This window comes from Lysobacter sp. A286 (genome assembly GCF_054052105.1).
Window position 1 is genome coordinate 683250 of sequence record NZ_JBSVRJ010000001.1, and the last position, 15307, is coordinate 698556.

Here is a 15307-nt window from a genome sequence, read left to right on the forward strand (position 1 = left end):
GATGAGCTCGCCGCTGCTGGAACAATTGATCGAAGCGCTGCGGGTGTTGCCCGGGGTAGGCCAGAAGTCCGCGCAACGCATGGCGTACCACCTGCTGGAGCGCGAGCGCGACGGCGGCCAGCGGCTGTCCGCGGCGCTGGCGGTGGCGATGGCGAAGATCGGCCATTGCGCGCGTTGCCGCGACTTCAGCGAGGATGACGTGTGTCCGACCTGTGCCAGCGCCTCGCGCGATGTCCACCAGCTGTGCGTGGTGGAAACCCCGGCCGATCGTCTCGCCATCGAGCAGGCGACCGGCTACCGGGGCCTGTACTACGTATTGCAGGGCCGGCTCAGTCCCCTTGACGGTATCGGCCCGGCCGAGCTGGGCCTGGACCGGCTGGACGCGCGACTGGCCGAAGGCGAGGTGTCGGAGCTGATCATCGCGACCAACCCGACGGTGGAAGGCGAGGCAACCGCGCATTACGTGGGCCAGATTGCGCGCCAGCACGCGGTGCATCCCAGTCGCCTGACCTACGGAGTGCCGCTGGGCGGCGAGTTGGAATATGTCGATCGCGGCACCTTGTCGCATGCCTTCGGCAGCCGCAGTGAGATGACCTGAGCCGACATGCGGCGAGCTGGGTGACAATGGCCCATCACTTAAGGTCCATTACCCCAGCCCATTACCCCATGGAGTCGCGTCATGACTGACCAGACCATCTTCGGCAAGATCATCCGCCGTGAATTGCCGGCCGATATCGTCTACGAGGACGAGCACCTGATCGCGTTTCGCGACATCGCCCCGCAAGCGCCGGTGCACGTGTTGTTCGTTCCCAAGACGCCGGTGGCGACCCTCGATGACCTGACCGAGGCGCAGGCGGCGATCGTCGGCCGGCTTGCCCATGCGGCAGCGTCATACGCCAGGCGAGAAGGCCTGGCCGACGAGGGTTATCGACTGGTGATGAACTGCAACGAGCATGGTGGCCAGACCGTGTTCCAGATCCATCTGCATTTGCTTGGCGGCGCGCCGCTGGGGCGGTTTGGCACGCCTGCGTGACGCCCCGCTACCGGGTTGTGCTTACCAATAGCCCCACCATGGCCACGGCGCCGGACGGGTGATCACGTCCACCCGCTCGCGGACCGGCCACAGGTAGACCACGTCGGCGGCGACCCGCGGGAAGCGGTAGTCGTACTCGCCGATCCGTCGGGTCTCGTAGCCGTCGATCCGGCCGGTAAAGGTCACTTCACGATTGACCTGGAACAATGCCGGGTCGTAGAAACCTTCGCGGCACGCGATGAAGCGGCCACCGACGTCATCCGTGGCCCAATACGGCCGGGCCTGGACAGTGAGCCGGGTCGAAATCATCTCGAAACAGGTGCGGTTGGATTCCGGCTCGACCTGCACGATGCGTCCACCCCAGCGCACCAGCGCGCCGGTGCGATCGGCCGTGGTGGCGTCGCGCGGGCTGACCTGTGCGAACTCTCCCTGCAACGGCATTGGCTGGGTGGCACAACCAGCCAGCAGTGCGGTGGCAAACGCGAGCATGACAAGACGGATGTTCATGGGGTTTCTCCGTGTCGAAGGGCCGTGCAGTCAGCGCTTGCCGGGTGGACGGTGGGCTCGCAGCGCTCGAGCAAGCTCACGCGACTGCTGTGATGGGGGACGTTGTCCCGATGGAAGTCTAGCGTAACGCCAATTGCTGAAACGCTCGCTGAGCCGAAGCAACTCGTCGCGCGCTTGTGGATGGACACCGCCGACCCGCTGTGCCCATCGGCCTGCTGGCTCGTTGGGCTCGCGTCCCAGCCCCAGCCGCTGGTAGCGCTGATCCAGCTGGTGCCAGGCACGCAGTACCGGATCGGCTTGGCGTTCACCGCGGCGGCTCCACCAGGCCATCCACAACAGTGCCAACAGCGCCGCGACGACGAACAACAGGCCCAGCCGGGCGCCTGCCAGGTGTTCGATGCCAAGCGGGCGCAGCATCCTTGACTGACGCTGTGCATCGAAGCCGAGTACAAGATCATTCCAGCCTCGGCGCATCCAATCACCTGCCTGGGACAGGCTGCCGCCGTTGCCCAACATGCGGCCGAACAGGCCGCTGGTGCCACCGCCGGCCATCAGGTCGTCGACGGTGTCGTAGATCCGCTCCGGGGCGACCGCCGCGGTCGGGTCGACGCGTGTCCAGCCACGCCCGGACAGCCACACCTCCGCCCAGGCATGGGCGTCGGAACGGCGGACCAGCCAATAATCACCCAGCGGGTTGTGGCGGCCACCGACATAACCGGTAACCACGCGTGCGGGAATGCCGGCGCTGCGCATCAGGATCACGAAGGCAGAGCTGAAGTGTTCGCAGAACCCTTCTTGCTGATCGAACAGGAACTCATCGGCCGAATGCCGCCCGGCGAGCGGGGTGCTGAGGGTGTAGGCGAAGTCCCGGCGTACCCAGTCCAGTGAACGCTGGACGATCCGGGCATCGTCATTGCCGGCTTCGGCGCGCCACTGCCGGGCGAGGGCGCGGGTCCGCGGGTTGAACTGGTCGGGCAGGGCGAGTGCCGCCTCGCGCACTGTGGATGACAGCCTTGGCTCGAAATCGGCCGGCGGAGCGGATTGGATCCGCCAGCGGGTCAGCGAGCTCAGCGGGCGCGAGGCAAACAAGCCGTAGGCATGGCCGAGCCGTGTGCCTTCGGGAGCGGCGAGCGGCAGGTCCAGCGCCAGCACCTGTCGACGTTCGGTGGGTTCAATCTCGACCTCATAGTCCCAGCGCTGTCCGGCAGGCGTTACCGCTGCCGCCGGTGAGCGGGTCAGCCGACGCGACCGGGTCCAACTGCGCCCGTCGAAATCAACCAGCACCGGCCCGCGCCAATACATCTGCGACGTGGGTGGGGTGGCGCCGAAAAAATGCACGCGCAACGCCGGCGTGTCGTCGACCATCAGGTCGATCCATTGGCCGGGGCTCATCTCATCGGATAGTCCGGTACGCGCCAATGCACGCTCGGGCAGGCCCCACAACGGTGATGCCAGCCGTGGGAACAGCCAGAATGCGGCCAGCGCCAACGGCAGCCCGATCGCCAGCAGGCGACCGGTTCCGGCAAGCCGGCGGCGGACGTCCATATCGATCGTGTCCCCGGACTCCAGGTCGGCCAGCCGTTGCAGCGCACCCAGCGCCAGCACCGTCCCGACCAGACTGAGCGCGAGCGTCAGCGGCCCCTGATCGAGCAGGAAGGCGGCGAACGGGCCAAACAGCGCAAACCCGACCAGGCTGCGCGCATCACGGACGGTGAAGGTCTCTGCCGGTTTCACCGCCAACATGGCCGCCAGTACGGCGCAACCGGTGTCGCGGCCAACGCTGAAGCCGGCGATGCTCAACAGTGCCGCCAACAGGCCGAACGCGAGTCCCAGCCGCCACACGACATGCAGCGGCTTGCGCCATGACAGCGCGGTGACCAGCACGGCCGCCGATCCAGCCAGCCATCCCAACGGCGACGGCAGCTGCAACAGCAAGGGGAACAGGCAGGCGCCCGCAGCCGCCAGCGTCCAACGCCGGCTGCCCGGGTCCAGCGCCCCTGCCAACGTTGACTCAGCCATGTGGCATCAGCGCCAGCGCACGCAGGCAGTCGTGACGGTGGATGGGGCCCTGCGCCGGTCCGATCGCAACCTGTCCTGGCAAGACCAACCGATAGCGGCGGCCATCGCGCTCGGCTTCGTCCACCCAGCGTGCCAGCCGCGCGATCCGCTGCTCACTGCCCAGCGGGCCGGCGTGATGCCAGTCCAGAACGATGTCCGTGCCCAGCGGTTGTTCGTATTCACGCACCAGCAAGGTGTCGCGACGGGCCGAGGATTTCCACGCGATTGCCTGACGGGAATCCCCACGGCGGTAGTTGCGCAGGTGGTGGACATCATCGCCGCTGGGGTGCAGCCGGCTTTGCACCCGGTCGCCGGACCCGGTCGGCAGCGCGGGTCCGTCGGCTTCGGGCCGTGGGTACACCAGCAGCGGCGCCGGCGACCAGATGTAGCACCAGGCGCGCGCCAGGCCGAGCGGGCGAGTGGTGGCGATAAGCAGCCGTCCCAGGTCCAACCAGCCACGCTGGAGAGTGGGTACGGGCAACTGTGCCTGGCCGTGACTCGGATCCAAATTGAGCACGGCCGAGGGAGGCCCCGTGTCGTCGCCGGCGTCGATGCGCTCCAGCGTCAATTGCAGGCCACGCCGCCTGCGCCCGTCATCGGCCTGGGCATGCAACCGCAGTAGCAGGTCGGTGCCGGCCGGAACCGGCTCCGCATCAATGGCCACGATCGCCAGACCGGTCAACTGCAACTGGGCGGCCACCAGGCTGGCCAGCCCGGCGCCGGCCAGCAACAACCCCAGCAGCAGGGCCGGGTTGTTGTTGTAGTTCAACGCGCCCAGCAGCATCGTGACCAGCAGCACCGCATAGAAGAGGCCGAATCGGGTCGGCAAGACGTACACGCGGCGCCGATCGAAGTGCGCGGGTAGCGTTTCGGGTTCCCGCGGACGGGTCCAGCCCAATGCCCAGCGGTGCCAACGTCGCATCAGCGGTCCCGACATCACCGATCAGTCCACGGCGACCGCATGCAGGATGGATTTTGCCAGCGCGGCGTCACTGCCGGCGTCGGCCTCGGCGACCAGGCGATGCGCCGCGACGGCCGCGAACAGCGTCTGGACGTCTTCAGGACGGGCATGGTCGCGGCCCAGCAACAGCGCATGGGCCCGGGCCGCGCGCAACAACGCCAGCCCGGCGCGTGGCGACAGCCCGACCCGTACTCCAGGATGCTTGCGGCTGCGGGCAAGCAGTGCCTGCACGTAGTCGACCAGTGCAGTGCTGGCATGCACCTCGATGACCGCACGGCGGATGGCGATGACGTCGTCCCGGGTCAGTCGTGGCTGGGCTTGGGCAATCAGCGCACGGCGATCGCGGCCGGCGAGCAGCTCGCGTTCCGCTTCCTGTCCGGGGTAGCCAAGCGTGAGACGCAGCAGGAAACGGTCAAGCTGGGAATCGGGTAGCGGGTAGGTGCCGGCCAGGTCGACCGGGTTCTGGGTGGCGATCACGAAAAACGGGTCGGGCAGTGCATGGGTGGTGCCGTCGATGCTGACCTGGTGCTCGGCCATCGCCTCCAGCAGCGCACTCTGGGTGCGGGGTGGGGCGCGGTTGATCTCGTCGGCGAGCAGTACCTGGGTGAATACCGGTCCCGGATGGAACTCGAAGCGTCTCGCCTGCGGGTCAAACACGGACACGCCCACGATGTCCGCCGGCAGCAGGTCGGAAGTGAACTGCACGCGCTGGAAGTCCAGCCCGAGGGTCGCGGCCAACGCATGGGCGAGCGTGGTCTTGCCAAGCCCGGGCAGGTCCTCGATCAACAGATGGCCCTGCGAGAGCAGCGAGACAAATGCCAGCCGCACCTCGAGGGATTTGCCCAGTACCAGTGAATTGACCTGCGCCTGGGCATCGTCAAGCGCATTTCGCAGTGTGTCCGGTAGCATGCGTGCCTTCGCCGAACCGATACCGGCATCGATTGCCGGGGTGGATACCGCCATGGTGCTCTCCGGGAGTTGCCCAGGCCGATGAATGCCAGACTTGGGCGGTGTCGTGGGTCGGGCCACCGATCGCGGCCCGTATCGCCATCGCCATCGCCAACGAGTGTAACGAGGTCGCAACTCCATGCGCGTAGTCCAACCGCCCCAATTCCCGCTGTCGGAATCTTCGTTCGGCGCTGACTCGCCGCAGCCAGGCTCGCCACCCGAGGGTGCGGGAGCGGCACGACGTTGGTTCTGGAGCCTGTTCGCGGTCGTGCTGGCGCTGAAAGTCCTGGTGGCGGCGCGGTTGCCGCCGTTCGTCGATGAGACCTTCTACTGGCTTGAGGGTCAGCACCTCGCGCCGGCGTACTCCGACTTGCCCGGCCTGACCGCATGGCTGTCGCGGCTGGGGGTGACCCTGGGAGGCAATACCGAGCTGGGGCTACGCCTGCCATTCCTGCTGATCGCGGCGCTGGTGCCGTGGCTGGTAGTGCGGATTACCCGGCGGGAATACGGCGAGACTTTCGGCTGGCAGGCGGGGTGCTTTGCCTTGTTGTTGCCGTTGTCCGGCACCTTGGGCCTGCTGGCCCTGCCCGATGCGGCGATGGCAGTGGCAACGTTGTTGTGCGTGGACGCGGGAGCGAAGCTGCTGCGGCAGGTCGACGCAGGCGCCGCGTTGGAATTGGCGGCGGGCCTGTCGATCGGAGCGCTGAGCCACTACCGGTTCATCGCCGTGATCGGTGTCGGCCTGCTGGCGCTGTTGCTCATCGCCGATGGCCGCAAGGTCCTGCGTGATGCCCGTACCTGGACCGCCGTTGCGATCGGTGCGGCGGCGTGGGCACCGCTGGTGGCATGGAACCTGGACAATTCCGACGCCGGCCTGCGATTCCAACTGGTCGACCGGCACCCGTGGGCATTCCATTTCGACGGCGTTTTGTTCATTGCGATCCAGGCGCTGATGGTGACGCCACTGTTGTTCGCGGCCCTGGCGATGGCGAGCTGGCGGGGGAGCAGGAGCGCGCTGCCGGTGTCACGTTATTTTGCGCTGCTTGGCGGCCTGGTGGTGCTGGGTTTCTTTGCGCTGGGATTCTTCGCCGATACCGAACGGGTCAGCTTTCATTGGCCACTGCCGGGCTATCTGGCCCTGTTGCCGCTGTTGCCGGCCGTGCTGGCGGCCTGGCCGCGCTGGTTGCGCGTCGCGACCTGGGCAACGGCAGGACTGGGTCTGATCGTGGTGCTGGGCTATTACGTTGCCGTCTCCGTGCCTGCGGTGCGGGAACGCGCTGCCGTGGAAAAATGGTACCCATCCAATTTTGCCGGATGGGATGAGCTGGCCGAGACGGTGCGCTTTACCCGCGCGCAGATGCCAGCCGGCACCCGCATCGTGGCCGGCAGTTTCAAGGTGGGCGCAGAACTGGGCTTTGCCCTGGGCAACGCGGAAATCCCGGTGCTCGACCACCCGCTCAACCACAAGCACGGCCGCGCGCCGCAGTTGCGTTTGTGGAACCTGCAGACGACCGGACGTGCCGGCTGGGCAGCACAGTTCGGCAAGCCGTGGGGCGAGGTGCCGGTGCTGCTGGTAGAGGCGGTCACCGACGTGCCCTACAAGGACCTGCTGCGTCGTTACCACGATCTGTGCCGGATGGTGGGCCCATTGCCGCCGCCACAGGTGATCAACGTCGACCATGGCAGTCAACGCTTCATGCTGTTCAAGCTTGATCCCCAAGCGCCTGTCAGCGGTACCTGCGTTGCCCCGGCGATGGCCTGGATAGACCGTCCGGTCGGAGGTGCCACGGTGGACCACACGTTCGAAATCGCCGGCTGGGCGTTCAAGGAAGGAGTGGGGCTGGAGCGCGTGGAGGTGCTGCTGGACGGTCAACCGGTGGCGGACGTCAAGTACGGGCTGGACAGCCCCGGCGTGGCCGACTATTGGAAAATCAGCAACGACCCGAACCATCCTGCGGTCGGGTTTGCCGGGCGCGTCGACCTGGGCGACGTGGAGCCAGGCCGCCATTGGCTCGGACTGCGCCTGCATGGCGCCGATGGCAGCGTGGAGGTGTGGTCGGAGCAGCCGCTGGAAGTCCTGCCACGCGAGACCGGCCAATAGCGGCCGGCGAATAACGGCAGGGTTGCAGCCGCTCACACTGCATCGAGCTCACTCCATCGAAGTGCGGGCCTGCTGGATCTGAGCCAGTTGTTGCTCGATCCGGGTCCCGGCCATCTCGATCGAGCCGCGTACCTCTTGCAATTCCTGCACACTTGCGCGCTGTCCATGTTCGCGTAACCAGATGCGCTGGCGCAGCATTTCACGCAGGGCGTCCTGGACCGGATCGGTGGCGTCTTCGCCCACCACGGCGGTGATCTCCGCGCGTGCAGCGCGTAGGCGCACCTCCAGCCTGTCGGCGGCATCCAGCAACTGCTGCATCTCGCGCTGGCGTCCATCGCCCGGGCGGCGTATCCGGGCAATGATGAACGCCACGACGGCCGCAGCGGAGGCCAGCACAAGCAACAGCGACAAAGGAGTGTTCACGGCGAGGATAATGGCTGGGCAGCGGTGGGATGGGCGTTCAGTCTGCCGTGCGTGCGTAAAGCGGGCAAACCCGCCGAACCGGCGTGCTCCCGTTTGGCGCGGCCATTGCCGGTAGATGCCCGGTTCCGGAGTCGGGCGGGGTTGCCGGGTTTGACACGCCAGCACGCGCTCCTTAACATTCTCGGGCTTATGTCCGCTGACGTGCCCAAAGTGACTGTACCCGAGGTTCTGGATGCGTGGCGCATGGTGGCAGCGCGTCGCGGTGTCGAGGGCCGCGTGCCGTTGGCAGCGTTGGTGCGGTTGCGTGACAGCTTGGTGGATAGCGACGGTGACGTGACCTATTCGCTGGATTTTGGCACTGACGAGCTACGGGTCCCGTATGTAGAGCTGCGCGCGCAGGCGTCGTTGCCGCTGTTGTGCCAGCGCAGTCTTGAGCGGTTCCTGTTCCCGGTGGCGATTGTGCAACGGCTTGGCCTGATCCGTGATGAAGCCGACGAGGCGGCATTGCCGGAGGGGTACGAGCCGCTGCTGGTGCCGCCCGACGGCATGCTGTCACCGGTTGCACTGGTCGAAGATGAGCTGATCCTGACGATACCGGTGATACCGGTGAAGCCCGGAACAGAAGCAATGGAAGCAGATTGGCCGGCGCCTGCGGCCGACCTGGAGCGCGTCAACCCGTTCGCGGCGTTGTCGGCACTGAAAAGCAAGGCGGACAAGTCGAACTAGAACTTCGAGTTGTCCTTCGAATCAAGCGTTATTCACGGTTTTCCCTGGAGTTAAGATCATGGCTGTCCAGAAGTCCCGCGTTTCCCCGTCCAAGCGTGGCATGCGCCGCGGCCACGACTCGTTGACCAGCAAGCTGCTGTCCACCGACCCGACCACCGGCGAGATCCACGTCCGCCACCACGTCACCGCTGACGGTTACTACCGCGGCAAGAAGGTGATCAACACCCAGGCCAACGTTGCCGACGAAGAGTAAGCTGCCTCACGTGCGTTACATCGCCGCTGCCCGCGAAACACGCGTGCGGCGGCCGTCGCTGGAGTGGTGATGACTGATCGAATTTTCTCCCGCATTGCGGGCACTGGCAGCTATTTGCCGGAAAAAGTCCTGACCAATGCCGATCTGTCGAAGATCGTCGAGACCAGTGACGAATGGATTGCGTCGCGCACCGGTATTCGCCAGCGCCATGTCGCGGCGGAGGGTGAGACCACCAGTGACCTGGCTTATCACGCCGCGGTGCGTGCCATGGAGGCGGCCGGGGTCGAGGCGTCCGAGCTGGATTTGATCGTGCTGGGCACGACCACGCCCGACATCATATTTCCGTCCACCGCCTGCCTGGTCCAGCACCGCCTGGGCGCCAACGGCTGTCCTGCATTCGACGTCAACGCCGCATGTTCAGGCTTCATCTACGGGTTGGCGGTCGCGGACCAGTTCATTCGCTCCGGTTCAGTGAAGACGGCGCTGGTGATCGGTGCGGAAACCCTGACCCGGATGCTGGACTGGACCGATCGGGCCACCTGCGTGCTGTTTGGCGATGGCGCCGGGGCAGTGGTGCTGAAAGCCGACAGCGAAGCGGGCATCCTCAGTACTCACCTGCATGCCGACGGTGGCAAGAAAGATTTGCTGTACAACCCGGTCGGGGTCTCGGTCGGCTTCAAGCCCGAGGAGCACAACGCCGGGGTGAAGGTGATGATGACCGGCAACGATGTGTTCAAGCACGCGGTCAAGGCGCTTGATGCGGTCGTTGAGGAAACCCTGGAGGCCAACGGCCTGGACCGCAGCCAGATCGATTGGCTGATCCCGCACCAGGCCAACCTGCGCATCATCGAGCTGACCGCCAAGCGGCTGGAGATGCCGATGGAACGGGTGGTGGTCACCGTCGACAAGCACGGCAACACCTCATCGGGCTCAGTGCCGCTGGCATTGGACGAGGCGGTGCGTTCGGGCCGGGTAAAGCGTGGTCAACTGGTGCTGTTGGAGGCGTTCGGCGGCGGATTTACCTGGGGCTCGGCGCTCTTGCGCTATTGAGCGGGCAGTAATGACCGCAATCCCACGGCCCGGTCGGGCCGGATCCATGCTGATCGATGCCGTCCTGCACGGGGCGTTGACTGTACGCCACGGTACAGACACCTCGCTGGGTTCACTCGTATCATGGTGTGTTCCATCTGCAGGGGACGTCGTGTGAGCGATTCTCAACACAGCGACCAGCAACTCGCTTTCATCTTTCCAGGTCAGGGTTCGCAATCGCCGGGCATGCTCGGTGAGCTCGCCCGGGACTGGCCGCTGGTGGCCGAGACGTTTGCCGAAGCCAGCGCCGGTGCCGGGGTCGATCTGTGGGCGTTGAGCCAGGACGAGTCTGCGCAGCAGCTCAACCAGACCGAATTCACCCAGCCGGCGTTGCTGGCGGCAGGCGTGGCGGTATGGCGCCTGTGGCAGTCGCGCGGCGGTACGCGTCCGGCGCAACTGGCCGGCCACAGCCTGGGGGAGTACAGCGCCCTGGTGGCCGCCGGCGTGCTTGAGCTGGGCGAGGCCGCCAGGCTGGTGCGCCTGCGCGGTCAGTTGATGCAGGACGCCGCACCCGCCGGCACCGGTGCGATGGCCGCGATACTGGGTGCTGACGATGCGTTGGTCGAGCAGGTCTGCCAGTCGGTCTCAGGCAAGGAGGTCGTGGTGCCGGCCAACTACAACTCTCCGGGCCAGATCGTGATTGGTGGCGATACCGCCGCCGTCGACAAGGCCTTGGTGCAGCTGGCCGAGCGCGGCGTTCGCAAGGTGGTCAAGCTGGCCGTCAGCGTGCCATCGCACACGCCGCTGATGCGCGACGCTGCAGACCAACTGGCCAAGGCGATGGACGATATCCGTTGGCAGCCGGCGCTGTTGCCGGTGATACACAACGTCGATGCCAAGGTGCACGAGGGCAGCGAGGCGATCCGTGATGCATTGGTGCGCCAGCTGTACCTGCCGGTGCAGTGGACTGGTTGCATGCAGGCACTGGCCGAGCGCGGCGCACGGCGGTTCGTCGAGTGCGGTCCGGGCAAGGTGCTCACCGGCCTGGTCAAGCGGATCGACAGGACGCTGGAAGCACGCTCGATCGGCACGGCGGCTGATTTCGAAGCCACCCTGGCCGATTGGAAACAATAGCCATTCATTCGCAGGCCACCGGCAACGGTGCCTGCCAGCAGGAAGACGAAAGACATGAGCACACAACCCCTCAGCGGCGAGATCGCCTTGGTCACCGGCGCCAGCCGCGGTATTGGCGCGGCGATTGCCGACGAACTGGCGGCCCAGGGCGCGACCGTGATCGGCACCGCCACCAGCGAGCGCGGCGCCAACGCGATTGCCGAGCGCCTGGTCGGGCGCGGCGGGCACGGCCGCGTCGTTGACGTGGTCGACGCCGCGGCAACAGCTGCGCTGATCGACAGCATCGGCAAAGACATCGGCGCGATTTCGATCCTGGTCAACAATGCCGGCATCACCCGCGACAACCTGTTGTTGCGCATGAAGGACGAGGACTGGCAGGCGGTGATCGACACCAACCTGAGCAGCGTCTATCGCACCTCCAAGGCGGTGATGCGCTCGATGATGAAGGCGCGTCGCGGCCGTATCGTCAATATCGCGTCGGTCATCGGCGCGACCGGCAACGCAGGCCAGGCCAACTACGCAGCGGCGAAGGCGGGCATCATCGCGTTCAGCAAGTCGCTGGCCAAGGAGATTGGCAGCCGTGGGATCACCGTCAACGTGGTCGCCCCCGGCTTCATTGACACCGACATGACCCGCGCACTGCCGGAGGATGCCAAAAACGCGATGCTGGGCCAGATTGCGCTGGGCCGTTTCGGCGAGCCGGCCGACATCGCACGGGCGGTGGCATTTCTCGCCGGACCGTCTGCGGCTTACATCACCGGCGAGACCCTGCACGTGAACGGCGGAATGTACATGTCGTAGTTCCGCGACAGGCAACGGTAACCAAAGGGCTCCGCGATCGTCGCGAAGCTCTCGATTCCACTACACTATTCCATCGAATATCCCGTCCGGGAGGAGTGAATACCAATGAGCAGCATCGAAGAACGCGTCAAGAAAATCGTGGTCGAGCAACTGGGCGTCAAGGAAGACGAGGTCACCAACAACGCCTCGTTCGTTGACGATCTCGGCGCCGACTCCCTTGATACCGTCGAGCTGGTGATGGCGCTTGAAGAAGAGTTCGAGTGCGAGATCCCGGACGAGGAAGCCGAGAAGATCACCTCGGTGCAGCAGGCGATCGATTACGTGACGACCCACGTCAAGGCGTAACAGGGCCGCAGGTCGTGGTGCGACCGGTCCAGGACCGGCGCCCCATGCCCGGCAGCACCGACCGGGGCCGCATCACGCGGCCTTGAGTTTATCCAACGTACGAAACACGTCAGGCGCGTCATGGACCCCGTGACGGCGCGTCCGCAAGCGGAGTTCCTCATGTCCAATCGACCAGCCTCCAGCAGGCGCGTAGTCATCACCGGCCTTGGCATCGTCTCGCCGCTGGGTAACGACCTGGCCAGCAGCTGGGACGGCATCATCAATGGTCGCTCCGGCATCGGCCCGATCAGTCACTTCGACACCACCGGTTTCACCACCCGGATCGCCGGGCAAATCCATGACTTCGACATCACCCATTGGGTGCCGGCGAAGGATGCGAAGAAGATGGACCGCTTCATCCATTACGGCGTCGGTGCCTCGTTGATGGCGCTGGCCGATTCCGGGCTGGAGATCGACGACGGCAACGCCGAGCGGATCGGCGCGCTGATCGGATCAGGTATCGGCGGCATCCTCGGGATCGAGGAGCAGACCGCAAAGTACCTGGCCGGCGGCCCGCGCAAGATCTCACCGTTCTACGTGCCCAGCACGATCATCAACATGCTCCCCGGCCAGGTGTCGTTGCTGACCGGCATCAAGGGCCCCAATTTTTCCGCGGTCTCGGCTTGCGCCACCTCCAATCATTCGATCGGCATGGCGATGCGCCTGATCCAGTACGGCGATGCCGACGTGATGCTTGCCGGTGGCGCCGAGCGCGGTTCCTCGCCGACCTCAGTGGGCGGATTCTGCTCGATGAAGGCGATGTCGACCCGCAACGACGACCCCACCCGCGCCTCGCGCCCTTGGGACAAGGACCGCGACGGCTTCGTGCTCGGCGACGGTGCCGGCGTCCTGGTGCTGGAGGAGTACGAGCACGCCAAGGCCCGTGGCGCGCGGATTTATTGTGAGCTGGTCGGCTTCGGCGCCAGCTCCGATGCGTTCCACATGACCGCGCCCAGCGAGGACGGCGAAGGTCCGGCGCGCTGCATGGTCGCGGCGATGCGGGACGCGGGCGTCAATCCCGAGCAGGTCGGCTATCTCAATGCGCATGGCACCTCGACCCCGCTGGGCGATCTTGCCGAGACCCTGGCGATCAAGCGCGCGTTCGGCGACCACGCCTACAAGACGATGGTGAGCTCGACCAAGTCGATGACCGGCCACTTGCTGGGTGCGGCTGGCGGTGCCGAGGCGATCTTCTCGATCATGGCGCTGCATACCGGAATCATCCCGCCGACGATCAACCTGGAGGAGCCGGGCGAAGGCTGCGACCTGGATTACGTGCCGAACGTGGCGCGCGAGGCGAAGATCGATGTCGCCGTGTCCAATGGGTTCGGCTTCGGCGGCACCAACGGCACCCTGGTGTTCCAGCGGCTCTGACGGCATCCCGGACGCCGGTGCTCGATGGTGTCCAATCAACGATCAACATGGCCCTGACGTACCCGCTGGCTTCCCCGGTCGACCTGCTGGACCTGCATCGGCATGCACCCTCGCGCTACCCGCTGTTGCTGGAGTCCAGTGCCGCCGGCACCGTCCAGGGGCGTTGGGATGTGTTGCTGGCTGCCAATGGTGAATCGTTGCAGCTTGATCCCGATGGGCTGGTTCGCGATCAGCGCGGTGTCGTGGTCGGCGATGACTTCCTGCAGGCACTGGACAACGCCTGGCAAGCGGAACGGGTCGAGCGGGACGAGCCTCGTTGGCCCTTCCGCGGCGGCTGGGCGCTGTTGCTGGGTTATGAGCTGGCGGCCCAGATCGAGCCGGTGCTGAAGCTGCCGCCCGCGCCGGGTGGCTTGCCAGTGGCAGTGGCGATTCGTTGCCCGGCCGCAATATTGCGTGATCACGTCACCAGCGACTGCTTCGCATTGGCCGAGCCGGAATATGGGTGCTTGCTTGAAGCTGTCGCGGTCGATCTGGCTTCCCTGGCCGGACAGGCACCGATGTCCGCGTGGCAACCCCCATCATCGATTCGGGAGGATCTGCCACAGCGGTATCTCGACGGCGTCGCCCGGGTGCTTGACTACCTCGTTGCGGGTGATGTGTTCCAGGCCAATGTGTCGCGTGGTTGGTGCGCGTACTTTGATGCGCCGGTGGCTCCGGCGGCGCTGTTCCAGCGACTGCGCAAGAATAATCCGGCGCCGTTCGCCGGCATCTTCTCGGGCGCTGGTGTTGGCGCCGATGCGGATGCGGACGCGACTTCATGCGGCGGTGCCGGTGACTGGTCCGTGGTCAGCGCTTCGCCGGAGCGATTGGTGTCGGTGCGCGGCGGCATGGTCGAAACCCGTCCCATCGCCGGCACCTGCGCGCGGGTAGCGGGTGACGACGACAGCGCCCGGATCAGCGAGTTGATCGCGCACCCCAAGGAGCGTGCGGAGCATGTGATGTTGATCGACCTGGAACGCAACGATCTTGGCCGGGTCTGTGTGCCCGGCAGCGTGGAGGTCGACGAGTTGATGGTGGTCGAGAGCTATGCCCACGTCCACCACATCGTCAGCAACGTGCGCGGCCGCTTGCGTGAGACCGTGACTCCAGGCGAGGTTATCCGCGCCGTGTTTCCGGGTGGAACCATCACCGGGTGCCCGAAGGTGCGTTGCATGCAGATCATCGCCGAGCTCGAAGGCCAGGGCCGCGGCAGCTATACCGGCGCAATGGGCTGGCTCAACCGGGACGGCGACCTGGACCTCAATATCCTGATCCGTAGCGCGGAGATCGAGATGGACACATTGCGCTTTCGCACCGGCGCCGGGATCGTGGTCGACTCCGATCCGGTCCGGGAGCTGGACGAGACCCGTGCCAAGGCACGAGGAATGCTGCGCGCGCTCGGGTTTGGCGATGACAGTTGTAGTGGTGCCCGGCAATGATGGGAACGACGGGCCCGGGCACGATCGGCAGTGGCTGCGGAGGATCGCCAGGTCAGGGTGGTGGAACGGCTGAGCCGCACGATGGGACGACGCGATT

At 66.0% G+C, this 15307-nt stretch carries 16 protein-coding genes; 11 read left to right on the plus strand and 5 right to left on the minus strand.

The window, feature by feature from the left end; translation table 11 throughout:
- Window position 1 precedes the first annotated feature (1 nt).
- A complete protein-coding gene (gene recR / locus ACW7G0_RS03305; protein WP_456987591.1) occupies window positions 2-598 on the plus strand; it encodes a recombination mediator RecR in 597 nt (198 codons plus the stop codon).
- A gap of 81 nt (window positions 599-679) precedes the next feature.
- Window positions 680-1033, plus strand: a complete 354-nt coding sequence (locus tag ACW7G0_RS03310; RefSeq protein ID WP_456987593.1) for a histidine triad nucleotide-binding protein — start codon at window positions 680-682, stop codon at window positions 1031-1033.
- A gap of 21 nt (window positions 1034-1054) precedes the next feature.
- Here ACW7G0_RS03310 and ACW7G0_RS03315 read toward each other — a convergent pair whose 3' ends face one another.
- Genes ACW7G0_RS03315 through ACW7G0_RS03330 form a run of 4 tightly spaced genes read right to left on the minus strand, consistent with a single transcriptional unit; the run spans window position 1055 to window position 5522 of the window.
- Window positions 1055-1540 (minus strand): Slp family lipoprotein, encoded by a 486-nt coding sequence (locus ACW7G0_RS03315; protein ID WP_456962031.1) that lies wholly within the window; start codon window positions 1538-1540, stop codon window positions 1055-1057.
- Window positions 1541-1570: 30 nt separating this feature from the next.
- Window positions 1571-3559, minus strand: coding sequence for a transglutaminase TgpA family protein (locus ACW7G0_RS03320; RefSeq protein ID WP_456987594.1), 1989 nt, complete (start codon window positions 3557-3559; stop codon window positions 1571-1573).
- Window positions 3552-4520, minus strand: a complete 969-nt coding sequence (locus tag ACW7G0_RS03325; protein ID WP_456987596.1) for a DUF58 domain-containing protein — start codon at window positions 4518-4520, stop codon at window positions 3552-3554. The genes ACW7G0_RS03320 and ACW7G0_RS03325 overlap by 8 nt, the downstream gene beginning before the upstream one ends.
- Window positions 4521-4541: 21 nt before the next feature.
- Window positions 4542-5522, minus strand: coding sequence for an AAA family ATPase (locus ACW7G0_RS03330; RefSeq protein ID WP_456987597.1), 981 nt, complete (start codon window positions 5520-5522; stop codon window positions 4542-4544).
- A 124-nt stretch (window positions 5523-5646) separates the two neighbouring features.
- Here ACW7G0_RS03330 and ACW7G0_RS03335 point away from each other — a divergent pair, with 124 nt between their 5' ends.
- Window positions 5647-7608 carry an ArnT family glycosyltransferase gene (locus ACW7G0_RS03335; RefSeq protein WP_456987599.1) on the plus strand — a complete coding sequence of 654 codons (1962 nt, stop codon included), beginning with the start codon at window positions 5647-5649 and terminating at the stop codon, window positions 7606-7608.
- Between the two features lie 48 nt (window positions 7609-7656).
- Here the strand turns inward: ACW7G0_RS03335 and ACW7G0_RS03340 are convergent, their stop codons facing one another.
- Entirely contained in the window at window positions 7657-8031 is a 375-nt protein-coding gene (locus ACW7G0_RS03340) for a hypothetical protein (RefSeq protein WP_456987600.1), read from the minus strand.
- 189 nt (window positions 8032-8220) lie between these two features.
- Here ACW7G0_RS03340 and ACW7G0_RS03345 point away from each other — a divergent pair, with 189 nt between their 5' ends.
- The 8 genes from ACW7G0_RS03345 to ACW7G0_RS03380 all read left to right on the plus strand — a co-directional run bounded on the left by ACW7G0_RS03345 (window position 8221) and on the right by ACW7G0_RS03380 (window position 15210).
- A complete protein-coding gene (locus ACW7G0_RS03345) occupies window positions 8221-8757 on the plus strand; it encodes a YceD family protein (protein ID WP_456987601.1) in 537 nt (178 codons plus the stop codon).
- 58 nt (window positions 8758-8815) lie between these two features.
- The gene (rpmF, locus tag ACW7G0_RS03350) at window positions 8816-9010 is read left to right on the plus strand and encodes a 50S ribosomal protein L32 (protein ID WP_456962024.1); all 195 of its coding nucleotides are present in this window, start codon (window positions 8816-8818) and stop codon (window positions 9008-9010) included.
- 69 nt (window positions 9011-9079) lie between these two features.
- Entirely contained in the window at window positions 9080-10060 is a 981-nt protein-coding gene (locus tag ACW7G0_RS03355; protein ID WP_456987602.1) for a beta-ketoacyl-ACP synthase III, read from the plus strand.
- Between the two features lie 153 nt (window positions 10061-10213).
- Window positions 10214-11173, plus strand: coding sequence for an ACP S-malonyltransferase (gene fabD, locus ACW7G0_RS03360; protein WP_456987603.1), 960 nt, complete (start codon window positions 10214-10216; stop codon window positions 11171-11173).
- A 54-nt stretch (window positions 11174-11227) separates the two neighbouring features.
- Window positions 11228-11974, plus strand: a complete 747-nt coding sequence (gene fabG, locus ACW7G0_RS03365) for a 3-oxoacyl-ACP reductase FabG (protein ID WP_456987605.1) — start codon at window positions 11228-11230, stop codon at window positions 11972-11974.
- Between the two features lie 105 nt (window positions 11975-12079).
- Window positions 12080-12319 (plus strand): acyl carrier protein, encoded by a 240-nt coding sequence (gene acpP / locus ACW7G0_RS03370; protein ID WP_456962020.1) that lies wholly within the window; start codon window positions 12080-12082, stop codon window positions 12317-12319.
- A gap of 159 nt (window positions 12320-12478) precedes the next feature.
- Complete coding sequence (gene fabF / locus ACW7G0_RS03375) at window positions 12479-13732, plus strand: beta-ketoacyl-ACP synthase II (protein WP_456987607.1); 1254 nt, start codon at window positions 12479-12481, stop codon at window positions 13730-13732.
- A gap of 47 nt (window positions 13733-13779) precedes the next feature.
- The gene (locus ACW7G0_RS03380) at window positions 13780-15210 is read left to right on the plus strand and encodes an aminodeoxychorismate synthase component I (protein ID WP_456987608.1); all 1431 of its coding nucleotides are present in this window, start codon (window positions 13780-13782) and stop codon (window positions 15208-15210) included.
- The last annotated feature ends 97 nt before the right edge of the window (window positions 15211-15307 follow it).

Excerpts from the sequence above, each read along its gene's own strand:
- ACW7G0_RS03355 (WP_456987602.1), top strand. The coding sequence starts at position 9,080 with ATGACTGATCGAATTTTCTCCCGCATTGCGGGCACTGGCAGCTATTTG.
- rpmF (WP_456962024.1), top strand. The coding sequence starts at position 8,816 with ATGGCTGTCCAGAAGTCCCGCGTTTCCCCGTCCAAGCGTGGCATGCGC.
- ACW7G0_RS03325 (WP_456987596.1), bottom strand. The coding sequence starts at position 4,520 with ATGCGACGTTGGCACCGCTGGGCATTGGGCTGGACCCGTCCGCGGGAA.
- ACW7G0_RS03330 (WP_456987597.1), bottom strand. The coding sequence starts at position 5,522 with ATGGCGGTATCCACCCCGGCAATCGATGCCGGTATCGGTTCGGCGAAG.
- ACW7G0_RS03310 (WP_456987593.1), top strand. The coding sequence starts at position 680 with ATGACTGACCAGACCATCTTCGGCAAGATCATCCGCCGTGAATTGCCG.
- fabF (WP_456987607.1), top strand. The coding sequence starts at position 12,479 with ATGTCCAATCGACCAGCCTCCAGCAGGCGCGTAGTCATCACCGGCCTT.
- acpP (WP_456962020.1), top strand. The coding sequence starts at position 12,080 with ATGAGCAGCATCGAAGAACGCGTCAAGAAAATCGTGGTCGAGCAACTG.
- ACW7G0_RS03315 (WP_456962031.1), bottom strand. The coding sequence starts at position 1,540 with ATGAACATCCGTCTTGTCATGCTCGCGTTTGCCACCGCACTGCTGGCT.
- ACW7G0_RS03380 (WP_456987608.1), top strand. The coding sequence starts at position 13,780 with ATGGCCCTGACGTACCCGCTGGCTTCCCCGGTCGACCTGCTGGACCTG.
- fabG (WP_456987605.1), top strand. The coding sequence starts at position 11,228 with ATGAGCACACAACCCCTCAGCGGCGAGATCGCCTTGGTCACCGGCGCC.
- ACW7G0_RS03335 (WP_456987599.1), top strand. The coding sequence starts at position 5,647 with ATGCGCGTAGTCCAACCGCCCCAATTCCCGCTGTCGGAATCTTCGTTC.
- ACW7G0_RS03320 (WP_456987594.1), bottom strand. The coding sequence starts at position 3,559 with ATGGCTGAGTCAACGTTGGCAGGGGCGCTGGACCCGGGCAGCCGGCGT.
- recR (WP_456987591.1), top strand. The coding sequence starts at position 2 with ATGAGCTCGCCGCTGCTGGAACAATTGATCGAAGCGCTGCGGGTGTTG.
- ACW7G0_RS03345 (WP_456987601.1), top strand. The coding sequence starts at position 8,221 with ATGTCCGCTGACGTGCCCAAAGTGACTGTACCCGAGGTTCTGGATGCG.